Genomic DNA, 13,275 nt, shown 5'->3' on the forward strand with positions numbered 1-13,275 from the left:
GTTAAAATTCGATTCCTTTTTGTGCCATAATTCCATTCTGGTATGGATGTTTGACCTCCTGCATATCCGTCACAAGATCTGCCGTTTCAATGAGTTTTTTGGGGGCATATCGTCCGGTGACCACCACATGGAGATCTTTTCTTCTGTGAGTGATGCCATCCAGGATGGTATCTGTGTCCAGAAACCCCAGAGTCATAAGGTAGGTAAGTTCGTCCAGAAGCACCATGAAGTAGTCGCTGGAGGAAAGTTTTTCTTTGGCCAGATCCCATCCCTTGAGGGCAATGGTACGATCTTTTTCCAGGTCATCGGATTTAAAGGTAAAACCGTTTCCCATGACATAAAAATCCACCAGATCCATGTATCTTTCCATGGAAAAGAGTTCACCGTATTTCCAGTTTCCCTTGATAAACTGAATGATGCAGATTTTTTTACCATGTCCCAGAGCCCTGAATGTTTGTCCCAGTGCTGCGGTGGTTTTTCCTTTACCGTTTCCCGTGTTTACCATGAGTAAGCCTTTATTCATAGCCTCGGTCTCCATTTTAGGTAGGCGGCTTTTATCATGATGATATCATTTTAAGGGACTCAGCAGTTTTCAATTTACCGTTTACCCAAGGCAACACCCACAGGATACAACGGCCTGGGCTTGAAAAATGGTAAATCAATAAAATCTGACTCCCTAAAATAAAAATAGTTCATCACAATAAATGGTCTGTCCGGAAAAACAAAAATCCCCGGACCGAAATGATTTTCAATCCAGGGATTTCCCTTTTTTATCCTTAGATACTTCGCCGGGCGATTCGTTGCATTAAAATGCAAGCCCGCTTGGCACAGGTAGGTCTTCTGACTTCCGGATCAATCTAACGGCCGCACCTTCCCAACCATATGGTCAGTGGTATAATTGCAGCTTTCGTCCCCGGTCACAGCGGTGGGTCCGTCCACGAGTCTAACGTGGTTCCCTGTTATGCTTTACTTCAGCACCTGTACATCAGATGATTCTAACCCTGAGCACTGTAATGTCAAGCAAAAAATATGGTAAAATCAAAATCCTATTTTAAATGCTATTTTCAATGATCATGGCTATTGAATCAGTATATGCCATAGGGCCAGCCACAGGGGCATGGCGGGCAGCGCCAAAAGGTATTGTACCAGCATCATGCTGCTGACGGTCTGGGTATCTCCACCATAATGTTTTATCATGAGGATTAAATTTGTGGCCGGAGGAGAGGATGATTGAAGGATCATCATACTGCTGAACAAAGGCATGGTGGCATATATGCCGGTGAAATACAAAATACCCAGAACCGTTGCGGGAATCAGCATGAACTTGACCAAGGCCACCGTGAGAATATCCCCCAGGGGAGGCATTTGTCGGAGTGAAATTGTTCCGATGGTGGCGCCCAGGATAAATACGGCCAGGGGGACGGTGGCTTGTCCGAGGAAATTCATTGCACGGATTGCCGGGGCGGGTACCATGGTGGAAAGGCCTGTAAAAATCAGTAAAAGCGGTATCAGTGTGGCCACCAGGGGTGGAGTGATGAAATCCCGCCAGTGAATATCAACCGTTGATTTGCCGGTGACCAGCACCTTGCCCACGCTCCAGGTCAAGGGAGTCATACCGGTAACCAACAGGAAACAGTACAGGGCGAACATGTCAAACTGATCCGGGTAGAGGAGCTGACCAATGGGCAGAACAAAGTAAATACCGTTTTGTATGGAGGCTATGGGAATAAGATGTCGTTTTTCCACCTTTATCCGGGTCAGAAGGGCCGTAAACAGAGTCCCTGCCGCAAACAGTCCCACACCGGAAAGGGGCCATGCCCACCAAAAGGTAAATTGTCCCGGATCAAAACGGGTAATTGTTGTGGAAACAATGAGACAGGGTAGAAACACATTGACGGTAAGCGTGGACACCGCCTGGACCTGCTCTTGGGATACCACCTGCTTGCGCACCAGTAGCCCGGCTGCCGTGGAAATGAGCGACAATTGAAAAATCGCGTTGAATATAGTTCCGAACGTGCTTAAAAATATAGATGACATGATACCCCGGCCCTTTTTTATTCCTGCCTTTATTTTCTGTTCACCGGGTTATAGAATACTTTGCTTGTGCGGTCAATGTGGGCTGTATGATCTAAAAAAGGTTTTGGACGTCACCGTATGCCGGGCACGGTCTGGCTTAGGCGCTGGCAGCGTGGCATGGAAGTTGGTGACGGCTTTTTAACCGCAATAAACATCGAAATGTTGTCGGCAATGCATTGCGTTTTTTGATTAATCGGTACAATCCACTTTTTTTTGTGTGGATGCGCTGGGTTTCAATAACAAATCATAATCAATGCAATAGTCAAAATATTTTTTCCGGGTTCCTGCGGTATCAAGTTGATAGCTGCATATCCCGGGGTGGTCCTGGTATTGATGGTCCCGACCGCCGTGGAGCCCCTGCATACAGGTAATTTCAGCAGCGTTACGGGCACAGGTGGCTACGGCCACACCATTCACGGTTCGCATGCGGCTTAAAAGTAAGTTTTTCCAGGAAAGGGTTTTTTCGGAACACACCACCAGATCGCATCCCAGCTTGGCCAGAATAACGGCCAGTTCCGGGTGCTGTAACGCTTCCACAGGAACCATGGCAATGGCGGCAGGGCCATGGTGTAATATTTTATAGGGAAAAAAAGGACTTTGCCCCGTATCCGGTTCAATATCTGATTCCATAAAAAATTGTTGGCCCTCCGGGGTTATCAGGACCGGTACGGCCGGGTCGCCCTTGGCCATGGACAGCGATACGGCAAAGGCCACCTTGCTATTTTGGGCCAGCAGCAACAGAGATTGGGAGGAAATTTTATCTTCCATACCCTGGGGCAACACCCACAGGGTTGGGTGATCATTTTTTTTCTCTGATATGGCAGCGGTCAATGATGGCAGGGATTTCTTTCCCGGCGGTGGGACGAAACAATGTACATCAAGCACGCCGGTTTCCGGCAACCGGTAATATCCGGTGAGATTTTCAACCCAGGGTTTCAGATAGATGTTGCGATAGTTGTTTACCTGTCGTGATGCCATGCACTGTTGACGGTGAACATGGCTCAATCGTCCCTGGTCATCCAGGGGAATGTCCGCCACAAAAATCTTGGAAGTTGCAGATGATTCGGAAAACAACGGTTTGCCCGTGGGGGCCACCACTGCGGAAACCGTCCGGGTACAGTCCATGGTAAGATCCTTGCCGGTTCGGTTGCAGGCTGCCAGATAGATACCGTTTTCAAGGGCCCTGGTCTGCCATACCTCAAGTGGGTTCAGGCCCCCCGTGGGGGGCCAGTTGGCCGGCACCCATAATAAATCCACCCCTTTGAGCGCCAGGGTTCGGGGTATCAGTCCAAAATAACTGTCCGCACAGATGGCAATACCCATACGACCCCAGGGGGTGTTAAAAATTCCCTCCTGATAGGGACTACCCGGCCTTGCCCATCGTCTTTCACCGTATATTTTACGATATCGACATATGATTTTGCCCCCGGGGTCCAGAACAAAGGCGCTGTTGTAATAACTTTGGGTCAACGGGTCCTGTTCCGGAAAGGTGATGCCGATGTAAACCTTCTGCTCCCGGGCCAGTGCGGCCATGGCGGCCATGGTTTTTCCCTGGTCAGTTTCCGTATAGGGCGCAATGTCCCGGCGGGAGGAAAAAGAGTAGCCGGAAACGGCAAGTTCCGTATTCAGGATAAGCCTGGCCCCCTGCTGGGCGGCACTGCGGTTCAGTTCCAACAGGGCTTTGAGATTTTCGGCAGGATCTTTATGTTTCACCGCATAGTGGATCAGGGCAATTTTAAGGGAGTGGGCCACGGAGGTCTGGGCCGTTGCCGGCATGCCCCATTGGCACAACAGGAAAAAGATCAACACAATACGTTTGAGCATAAATTTCATTTAAATCCATCCATCATCTCTTCGTTTAACTCACTGGGGATATAGATGACTCGTCCGTCTTTGAGCTGGTAGGCCGTCCCCAGCTCAAATCCTTCATCTCCACCCACCGTGCGGTCTGTAATCTTTTTAACCTTGACGTCGGTGCCTTTTTTAGTGATCACCTGCCATTGATCCTTTACTTTTTTCATCACCGTGATTTGACTGTCCGGGTTGAAAAAATCAAGCACCTGGAAGGTGGCCATGAGGGAAAGGAGCAGAGCCACAATAAACACAAGGGCCACATCAAACAGATTGGCCACGCCGTTCATGGGCTCTTCGTTGCCCGCCTTACGAAATTGACCCGGTCGGCTGGTTGCAAGGTATTTCATAAAGGGGACCCTTTTTTTGAAACAGGTTCGTCTTTTTTCACCATGGCCTCTGTGATCAGGTTGATATTACGCATGTCTTCAATGGCCCACCGTTCCCTGGTGACGGAAAAAAAATGGGCTGTAATTCCCAATGCCAGCCCCACGACCGTGGTGGTAAATGCCAGGATCAGGCTGGAGGAAAGCTCGGCCATGTTTCCCTTGGTAAGTCCGGCAAGGCCGGTTCCCATGGGAATCAGGGTTCCCATGAGCCCAAGGCTTGGTCCAATGCGAACAATCAGCCGGATTTTATCCACCTCCCGCAGCAGGGCATAATGCTTCTGCTGGTTGAGGTCTTCCACCTTTTCTTCTTCAAATCGGCTCTGCTCTTTGATGATGCTTCCAAGGTTGTTAGTGTAATCGCCAATGTGGGCAGGAAGATTCTCTGCCAGGGATGGGGGCAGTTTCCGCTGGGACTGAATCTGTTCAAGGGAGTCGGTCAGTTTGCCGTTGCTGCGAAACTGGGTTCGTTTAATCCATTCTGCAATAAACCCACCGGTATAGATGAGCATCCAGAGACACAGGATCACCAGCAGGATCACCACGGGATAGAGCAGGGCCGTTGAAATGGTATAGAGTATGGTCTGAAGTGCAGGGAAAAGATTCAATGGGTATCTCCTTTAGAAAAATAGGTGCGGACAAATCCCAGGCCGGTCAGAAAAAGGGATATGCCCGATAATATCAGGATGGGGCGTAAGTCCGACTGGGGGGCGGGGCTGTTGGAAACGGCCATGGTAAAGGCGGCCTTGATTTCAGGATACAGGGGAGCAATGACCACGGTCATGAGAAAATAAAGGGCTATCAAGGTCATGGAAAGACCCAGAAATCCTGTACCGGATCCCATGTGACGACGGCGGGGAAAAAGCACGCCCAGGGTCAGGGCAATGATACCCATAAACATCCCAAAAAGAATCAATGTGGTTAAAAACGGCGGATATGGAGACAGGGAAAGGGCCAGGGTAAGGTTCAGCAAAATTACGGTGGCGCACACCGGGCAGGGCACAACCAGCAGCAGACTTGCCCGGAACAGGGAGGGATGCTTTGCATTTGAAGGACGCATCAAAAGGGTTGTCCCCCAGACCAGGAGTCCCAGGGCCACCACAAGGTGTACCCACATGCCATATTGAAGCAGGTGGGACAGCTTGTCCAGGTAGTTTAAGAGATTCAATTGACTTACAATGGCGTAAATACCGAAAAACAGAACAAGATAGGCAAAAAAGCACCCCCCCGTAAAAACGACTTTTTTACCCGGGGAAAGGCTTGTGCTGTATATCTGGGCTCCCAGCCCCACTCCGGCTTTAATGCCGAACACGGAAAAAGCCACCAATATGCCGCTCATCCAAAGTTGTTCAAACATTATATTCTTTTCCTTTTCCATCCCAGGAGCACAAGGCCCAGAATTATGATGACAATGGCCATGACCATCCAGGAGGAGCCGGAGGAGGTGACCTTGGTCTCTTCCATTTTTTCCTCCACCATTTCAAACCCTTTAAGCGGTTTGCCCTCTTTTTCGGCCTTGACCGTTTCCTCCTGCTGAATCTCTTCCACGGTCTCTTTCAATCCTTCCCGGATCTTGGCATGCTCTGCCTCATGTTCGGCCTGGGTTTTTCCCACGGCTTTGGCCACCACCATCTTGAACTGTTCCAGCTCTTTGGGGGTGAGAAGCCCGTACAGGGAGATGATGTTGGTGACAAATTTTTGAAGCATGGCATTGTTGCAGGTGTGTTCACAGCAGGCCACGCCCTTTTCAATGACGTTCAGGGCATAGGTTCTGGCCAGATCTTTTTTCACCTCCTCGGGTGCCTTCCAATAATCCTTGCGGTCTGCCTCCAGCATCCGGGCCGCCATGGACTGCTGGGCCCAGGGGTTGTTTTTGTTAAAAAAAGATTTAAGTTCCATGCCGTATTTGTCCTGGATATAAACCTCATAGATCTGCTGCCATTTGGCACCGTCAACGGCAAAGGGGGTGGTGACCTGCCAGCCCCAGAGATGTTCCACAAATCGATTCATCTCCCTTGCGCCTGCATAATTTTCTTTTTTCATGCCTTCAATCCATTTGGGATTGAGGTACCGGGAGCGCAGTTCCCTGCCGATGGTTTTTTCAATATCCTCCACCCGGGCATTATCGGGATTTGCCTGATTGGACAGCACCACATCCGGATAGGCCCCGCTCACCCGTTTCACAGCCAGGGAAAGCCCCCCCAGTTCGGAGAAAACTCCGTCGGTGTCAAGGTTCTTAAAAAGATTGCTGGACCGGGTGTGCATGGTCATTTTTACATCTTCAAGATTTTTTTTGTAGGCCGACTTCAGGGGTTTGCCCCACACATTTTTGCCGTATCCGAAAGAGACATAGTTGATGAACACATCGGCAATTTCGTCATCCCCCTCCCACAGGCCACTGGCCGGAATCAAGTCCTCAATGGTGTTGCCGTAAGCGCCCAGTGCGTTGGAAAAGACCCGCAGACTTTTTAACTGGTCCGCCTCTTTTTCATCATATCCCTTGTCCAGGAGGTAGCCTTTGATTTTCTGGTTGTGAAGGGCAATGAAATTATCCACATCCTGCAGCTGTCCGGCCCGGGTCACAGCCTCGTCCAGCAGCAGAATCAGGGAGGGGAAATTGTCCCGGAACAGGCCGGACACCTGCATGTGAACATCAATGCGGGGTCGTCCCAGCACCGCACCGGGTATGGCTTCAACCCCGGTGACCTTGTTGTTTTTATCCCACACCGGCTTCATGCCCAAAAGATACAGAGCGGTGCCCACCTGGGTGCCCTCATTGCGCTGGAGTTCAATGCTCCAGAACACCAGGCCGATTTTCTCCGGATATTTGCCGTTTTCCTCCAGGTATTTTGCAATCAATTGTTTGCCCTGGTCTTTACCCAGCTCCCAGGCATCTTTTGACGGTACCCTGGCCGGGTCAAATCCGTAGAAATTATTTCCCGTGGGAATGGCATCCACATTTCTTAAAGGATCATTGGCCCCGGCCGAGGGGATGTATCTGCCTTGAATGCCCTTTAACAGATGATCCATCTCCCGGCTGCAGAGGCTTAATCTGCGTTGAATTTCTTCTGTGGAAAGCGTGTCGTGACGTTCCTGAATCAACTGGGAAAATTCTGTGAGGCCTTCACCTTCGGGAGAAATTCCAAAGGTGTGAAGTCCGTAGGGAAGGTTGGCCTCCTGCAGTTCCAGAAGATAATGTTCAATGGTTTCCATGTCGTCTGGTGTAAAGGTGGTGATCTGAAGATCCTTGAGCAATCCCAATGTGCCTGCCAGGGTTTCAATACGGTTTAATTTTTTGGCGGCAAGTTCCGGGCTTCGGGTCATGGTTTCTTCATATGCACTGATAAGACCGGCAAGTTCGCCGTACTCCTCATAGGTTCCGGCTTTTTTCATGGGGGGGATCAGATAATCCACAATGACGCCCCGGCCCCGGCGTTTGGCCTGGACCCCTTCGCCGATATTGTCCATGATATAGGGATAAATGTTGGGGATGTCCTGGATGAGCACCTCCGGTGAACAGGATTGACTAAGGCCTGCCTGTTTGCCGGGAAGCCATTCATGGGACCCGTGGGTGCCAAGGGAAATAATGCCATCTGCCTTGAACCCATGCTTGAGCCACAGATAAAAGGCCGTATACTGGTGGTGGGGCCACAATGTGGTGGAGTGGTAGAGTTTGGTGGGGTCATCGTGCCAGCCCCGGGAGGGCTGGGGCACCAGGACCACATTGCCAAGGGTGACGCAGGGAAATATGATTTCCCGGTTTCGGGTCATGATGTTGGATGCCTCCACCCGGCCCCAGTCGGCCTCAACGCCTTTTTTGTAGTCGGGGTCAAGATCCTGATACCATTTGTTGTATTGATCAAAGGGCAGACGAATCACTCTATTTGCACGGATGAGGGCATCCAGCTCCCCCGGGGCCCAGGAGCCGATGTTTCTGCCTGAAGTCAGTAGCAGCTGTTTGATTTCCTCTTCCGTGGGCAGTTTGCCGTCCACATGATAGCCTTCCCTGGACAATCGCTGTATAATTTCTTCCAGGCTGCGGAATACGTTGAGGTAGGTGGAACCGATGTTCTGTTTACCAGGGGTGTGATTCCAGAACATGATGACAATCTTTTTGTCCTTGTTGGGAGTTGCCTGCAGACGCTGCCATGCCTTTAGCCGTTTGATAAAAAAATCGATATTTTCTTCAATGGGCTGGTAGGTGTAAACGGTTCTACCGCTTTGTTCGTCCCGGAAGGCCATCCTGCCCCCCAAAAGGGAGGGTTCAATGAGTCCCAGAATTTCAGGATTGCTCATGGCATAGGTGATCTCCATGGGACCCAGGCCCTGGGGATCTTTTTCCCATTGGGGAAGGGTCAAAAAGTGCACCCGCAGGGGATTGAACACCGGAACGTCCAGTTTTGTGAAAAGCTCACGGGTCTTTTGGACATCGGAGGGAGAAAACTTAAAGGCCAGGGAGGCAATGAGATCCACCCGTGACTGCTTTGAGACCGGATCATAAAAGAATTGTTTCACGGCAGTTTGGGCTGGATAGGCGTACACCGGCAGTACATTGATGTTCTGGGCTTCCAGCTTTTGAACCACTGTTTTGACCACCTGGCCGATTTCTCCAGGATAGGCATAGGTGTTCATTTCCGGAATGCCCACCCAGAACCCTTCTGATGCATAATGTCCGGATGACCGATACCAGGAGAAATAGTCATCAAAAGTTTCAAATATTTTTTCGCTGTCCGGATGGAAAATACCGCTTTTGGGTATGGCCTGGGGGGTGCTGACATCAATGTCCAGGCCCAAATCCCGGTGGAGCAGAAACCCAATCAAACCTGACATGTTCCGGCGGGTAAAGGGCCGGGCATATCGCTTGACCTGGGGGTCGACAATAATTTTTTTCGGATTCCGGGGTACGGTGGAAAGGCCGTAGACCTTTGTTTTATTAAAGTCAACCTGTTCAAGGGCGTAGTCCACCAGGGTACGATACATGTCATCCAGGATAATGATATCCGCATTTTGGATTGTTTCAGGAGAAATTCTGTGGGTGACCAGGTCTTCTTCCGTATAATAGCAAAGGCTTACATTATCGGATATGTATGGATTTTCCAGCAAATGGGAAATGGCCTGGCTTGTATTGTAGGAGGCTGCGGCCCCGTTCAGGAGAATAAGGCTGTGTTTTTTCTGGCCCGTGGCCGATGCTGAAGCCGCAAACAGGACAAAAAAAACCAGAGCTGATAATAATAATTGGTTTTTACGCATGATTTTTCCTCCCGCCATGCATGGCGGGTTGTTGCTGGTGTTGTGGCAGAGCCGGATCAGAATACGGTCTGCCCGTGGCGGTTATATGAAAAGGTAGCCTTCAAGTCTACCTCAGCAGAGCCCCTCCCCCGATGGGCAATAGGAACCGGACAATCGAGCTGTCTACAGTTCCGGGCCCATTGCCCGTCGGGGGAGGGGCGGCATAATGCCATTTGGCTCCGCGTCTACGACCCTATCTTCGTTGTGTCCGCCAGGACTATACCATTTGCCAGTGCCTCAAAGGCTCTGGCCATCACCACGGGGATATCCGGCATTGGGGTATGCTTTGGTGAACCCTTCCTTAAATCTTCCACTCCGTTGATCTGGGCGGTGACGGACCGGCACATTTCATCAAAAAAACGTAAGTCTTTTATCAAACCTTTTTCGTGATCATCACTTACCGACAGGGAAAGTGCCATAAACCCTGCATAGGCGGGTGTGGACAACAGGCTTGTCAGCCCGTTTGTTATCTTTTCCCTGTCTTGTTCCCGGCAGGTCATGTAACCGGCAATGTCTGCAACCGTCACCTTGCGGTCGGCCAGTCGCTGGAAAATATCCCGATCTGCCGTAATGCGGTTCTGTTTCAGGATGGCCCGGGTTACCCCGTCATGGACGGCCCGGGCCATGATTTCCGCAATTTTGCTGTGTCCTCCTGCAAGGCCTGCATTCGACCCTTCCCCCTGAACCACAATGATATTATCCGTGCCCGTACCCGTGGCCCGATGGGACCAGGGGGTGTATGAACTTCTGACGTCCATATCCAGCAGGGCTGCGGATTTGGCTTCGGTGATGGTTATAATGCACCTGGCCCGGGCATTGGCGGAGAGTTTCCTGTTGCACATGACAATAATGTTGATGGTGCCATGATGGAAATACTGGCCTTCATCCTTTGACATGCGCATGGCATTGCCTTTAACACCCGCGGTGACCAGTGCTGTCACAGCCAGATCCTCATATGTTCTGGTGCTGACAGCCAGATTGTCCATGTCGGCACCGGTCATCAAGGCGCTGAATTCACCGTCATTGAAACCAAGATTTTTGCGGATGTCCTGTTTTACCTGTGTCACCCCGTGGGCCATGTGTTCCCGGCTGGCTTCCATGGGAACAAAGGTGTTACCAACCCCCATTATCCCGGTCAGATTCCCTTCAAAGGTGGAGAGAATGTCCTGGGGTGATTTAAAGTGGATGGCCAGGGATTTGAATTGATATTTTCCCACCCGATGCCAAACCACCCGGGCATGATCAACATAATCCAGATCAAGGTCCACCAAATGTGTGTTAAGTATGTTATCGGATGTTTCCGGTACTGTTTCTGCCGCAAGGGAAAGGGATGCCCCTTGGATCAATCCGAATATGAAAACAAGACAGTACACAAGGAATCGATCTCTGCGAGGTTTCATGATTTTTTCCTTTGTTCAAGGCGATTTCTGCCGAGAAATATACCCATGGCCATTCCGGCAGGTATATTTTGTTCCGGCCCCAAAAAGGAGCTCTGATTCCCTTACCCAAAGGACAAGGGAACCAGAGAGACAAATTTAATACTGATATTTCAAGCCCACATAAAAGGAACGTCCCGGCATGGTATAGCCCTGGACTGCGGCATAGGATTCATCAAAAAGATTCCGAACTTCGGCCTTGACGGAGAGATCTCCGTATCTGTCAAAGGAGAGCAGTTTTTTGTTCAGGGTCAGGTCGGCCACGGTGTAGGCATCAAGGGTTGACTCCCCTGTGCCTTCGTAATCGGTGATATCCTGCTCACTGATATGGCTGAAATTGAGGTTGGAGGAAAAACCTGCTGCATCATTGGAAAAACGAATGCCGTATGACGCGGTCCATTCCGGGGTGTACTGAAGGTCCTCATCGTTTCCATCGTCAGTGTAATCATTCAGCCAGGTAAAGGAGGCGTAGGGTGTCAGCTGATAGGCAGTCCATCCAAGCAGACTGCTGATGTCCAGTTGAACGGACCCCTCAAGACCGGACAGGGTGGCACCGTCAACATTTTCGTAGCGGGTGAGATCCTCTGCCGGGACATAGGAATAGGCGATTTTGTTTTCGAAATCCGTGTAAAAATAGGTCATACCGCAGGTAAAAATATTTTTGGAGATGTCCACACCGATTTCATATGTTTTACTCTTTTCAGGTTTCAGATCTGGATTGCCCGACCAGATACCAAACCCAAAGGCACTGTAATCATCAAACATGTAGAGCTGATCTGCGGTGGGCATTCTAAAGGCTTCGGCGTAATTGGCCCGGATGCTCAGGCCCTGGGTCAGTTTATACACAGCTCCCAGGCTGGAGGACCAATTGGTTTCACTGGTACTCTGGTTGTCATCACTTTCCACATCATATTTGTCATAACGTCCCCCTGCCGACAGGATCAATTTGCTGTCCAGCAGTTCGGTTTTTGCCATGATAAATGCCGACGGGTTGTCATAGGTGTTTTCCTCACCTGCAAGGGTATAGGAGTTGGAGATGGCGTAATAGGTCCAGTCCACACCCGCAGTAACATGGGTGGTGTCCCACATGGCGGTGAGCTGGGCCTGAGCGCCCTGTTGATCCGTATCCCGAAAATAATCGTGGGTGCTGCCGTAGGTTTCCGGATCAAAGGTTTCGTATTCGTCCTTGCCGTTGAAATAACGCAGATTCCATAATAAAAATCCATCTGCGGACTGGCCGTCATACACCAGATCAACGGTGTGAATGGCATGGTCCACATAGTCATCCAGATCATTGGCACTCAGGTAATCGGGATTGCCAATGCCCTCGCCCTGGTATCCGGTGTAGGTGATACCCATGCGATTATTGGCTGCAAATGTCCAGCCGCCGTTGAGGCTGAGCCGCTCCTTTGAATCAAACCCGGTGTTGTAATATTTATCCCCTTTGGCCGTGTTGTAATCGTCCTGGGATTCCCTTGAGATGGTGGCCGAAAAGTCAAAGCCCTTGGCATCACCGGAGATGCCTGCGGCTATCTTTTCATTATTCCAGCTGCCCAGAGAACCTTCCATAAAAGCAGATGTTTTTCCCTCACCTTGGCGGGTAATCACATTGACCACCCCGCCCATGGCCGAGGCACCATATTGCACCGACCCTGGGCCACGGATGATTTCCACCCGCTCCACATTGTCCATCATGATCTTTGACAGGTTACCGGTTCCAGAGCGTCGTCCATTGATCAAAATTAATACATGGCTTGCCAGATCGTTCCCATGGGTTTCTGTGCTGAATCCCCTTACGGAAACAGATACCAGGGAATTGGGATATTCACGGATCATGAATCCCTGTCTGGACAAAAGATCTCCCAGATCCTGGACAAAGGTCTGCTCAATTTCTTTCTGGGTGATCACGGTGATGTTGGTGGTGACATCTTCTTTTTTTTCTTTCACCCTTCCTGCGGTCACCACCATGGTGTCCAGTACGGATGTTTTTGGTTCGGGAACAGTTTGTCCCCAGGCAGGCAAGGATATCGTCGCAATAACTGCTGTAAAAAAGGTGGCAATCCAACGCTTCATAATGATGATTTCTCCTCAAAATAACCGCCATGGGTGGACCATTTTCACCTTGGTACACACCCACAACGAAGCTTGAAAGTCCTGTGGGTTTTGCCGGAACTTTCTCATTAAATGGCTTGTCCGGAAAAACAAAAATCCCCGGACCGAAATAATTTTCAATCCAG

The 13,275-nt window shown here is 50.2% G+C and carries 9 protein-coding genes and 1 riboswitch; all 9 genes read right to left on the reverse strand.

What is annotated here, in order from left to right:
- Position 1: 1 nt before the first annotated feature.
- A complete protein-coding gene (cobO, locus tag ACYQ2M_RS15550) occupies positions 2-538 on the reverse strand; it encodes a cob(I)yrinic acid a,c-diamide adenosyltransferase (protein ID WP_459917279.1) in 537 nt (178 codons plus the stop codon).
- A 275-nt stretch (positions 539-813) separates the two neighbouring features.
- Positions 814-997: riboswitch (cobalamin riboswitch) on the reverse strand.
- 80 nt (positions 998-1,077) lie between these two features.
- Positions 1,078-2,037 carry an AEC family transporter gene (locus ACYQ2M_RS15555; RefSeq protein ID WP_459917280.1) on the reverse strand — a complete coding sequence of 320 codons (960 nt, stop codon included), beginning with the start codon at positions 2,035-2,037 and terminating at the stop codon, positions 1,078-1,080.
- A 228-nt stretch (positions 2,038-2,265) separates the two neighbouring features.
- Positions 2,266-3,909, reverse strand: a complete 1,644-nt coding sequence (locus ACYQ2M_RS15560) for a carbon-nitrogen hydrolase family protein (RefSeq protein WP_459917281.1) — start codon at positions 3,907-3,909, stop codon at positions 2,266-2,268.
- Positions 3,906-4,277 carry a DUF2149 domain-containing protein gene (locus ACYQ2M_RS15565; RefSeq protein WP_459917282.1) on the reverse strand — a complete coding sequence of 124 codons (372 nt, stop codon included), beginning with the start codon at positions 4,275-4,277 and terminating at the stop codon, positions 3,906-3,908. The genes ACYQ2M_RS15560 and ACYQ2M_RS15565 overlap by 4 nt, the downstream gene beginning before the upstream one ends.
- A complete protein-coding gene (locus ACYQ2M_RS15570) occupies positions 4,274-4,921 on the reverse strand; it encodes a MotA/TolQ/ExbB proton channel family protein (RefSeq protein WP_459917283.1) in 648 nt (215 codons plus the stop codon). Before ACYQ2M_RS15570 ends, ACYQ2M_RS15565 begins: the two co-directional genes overlap by 4 nt.
- Positions 4,918-5,670, reverse strand: a complete 753-nt coding sequence (locus ACYQ2M_RS15575) for a DUF2162 family putative transporter (RefSeq protein ID WP_459917284.1) — start codon at positions 5,668-5,670, stop codon at positions 4,918-4,920. Before ACYQ2M_RS15575 ends, ACYQ2M_RS15570 begins: the two co-directional genes overlap by 4 nt.
- On the reverse strand, positions 5,670-9,563 hold the full coding sequence (locus ACYQ2M_RS15580; protein WP_459917285.1) for a cobaltochelatase subunit CobN: 3,894 nt from the start codon (positions 9,561-9,563) through the stop codon (positions 5,670-5,672). The genes ACYQ2M_RS15575 and ACYQ2M_RS15580 overlap by 1 nt, the downstream gene beginning before the upstream one ends.
- Positions 9,564-9,787: 224 nt before the next feature.
- Entirely contained in the window at positions 9,788-11,002 is a 1,215-nt protein-coding gene (locus ACYQ2M_RS15585; protein ID WP_459917286.1) for an adenosylcobinamide amidohydrolase, read from the reverse strand.
- Between the two features lie 135 nt (positions 11,003-11,137).
- Positions 11,138-13,111: a TonB-dependent receptor plug domain-containing protein gene (locus ACYQ2M_RS15590; RefSeq protein ID WP_459917287.1), complete on the reverse strand. Its 1,974-nt coding sequence runs from the start codon at positions 13,109-13,111 to the stop codon at positions 11,138-11,140.
- Positions 13,112-13,275: the final 164 nt, after the last annotated feature.

It is taken from the genome of Desulfocicer niacini (genome assembly GCF_054657595.1).

Excerpts from the sequence above, each read along its gene's own strand:
- cobO (WP_459917279.1), bottom strand. The coding sequence starts at position 538 with ATGGAGACCGAGGCTATGAATAAAGGCTTACTCATGGTAAACACGGGA.
- ACYQ2M_RS15555 (WP_459917280.1), bottom strand. The coding sequence starts at position 2,037 with ATGTCATCTATATTTTTAAGCACGTTCGGAACTATATTCAACGCGATT.
- ACYQ2M_RS15560 (WP_459917281.1), bottom strand. The coding sequence starts at position 3,909 with ATGAAATTTATGCTCAAACGTATTGTGTTGATCTTTTTCCTGTTGTGC.
- ACYQ2M_RS15565 (WP_459917282.1), bottom strand. The coding sequence starts at position 4,277 with ATGAAATACCTTGCAACCAGCCGACCGGGTCAATTTCGTAAGGCGGGC.
- ACYQ2M_RS15575 (WP_459917284.1), bottom strand. The coding sequence starts at position 5,670 with ATGTTTGAACAACTTTGGATGAGCGGCATATTGGTGGCTTTTTCCGTG.
- ACYQ2M_RS15580 (WP_459917285.1), bottom strand. The coding sequence starts at position 9,563 with ATGCGTAAAAACCAATTATTATTATCAGCTCTGGTTTTTTTTGTCCTG.
- ACYQ2M_RS15585 (WP_459917286.1), bottom strand. The coding sequence starts at position 11,002 with ATGAAACCTCGCAGAGATCGATTCCTTGTGTACTGTCTTGTTTTCATA.
- ACYQ2M_RS15590 (WP_459917287.1), bottom strand. The coding sequence starts at position 13,111 with ATGAAGCGTTGGATTGCCACCTTTTTTACAGCAGTTATTGCGACGATA.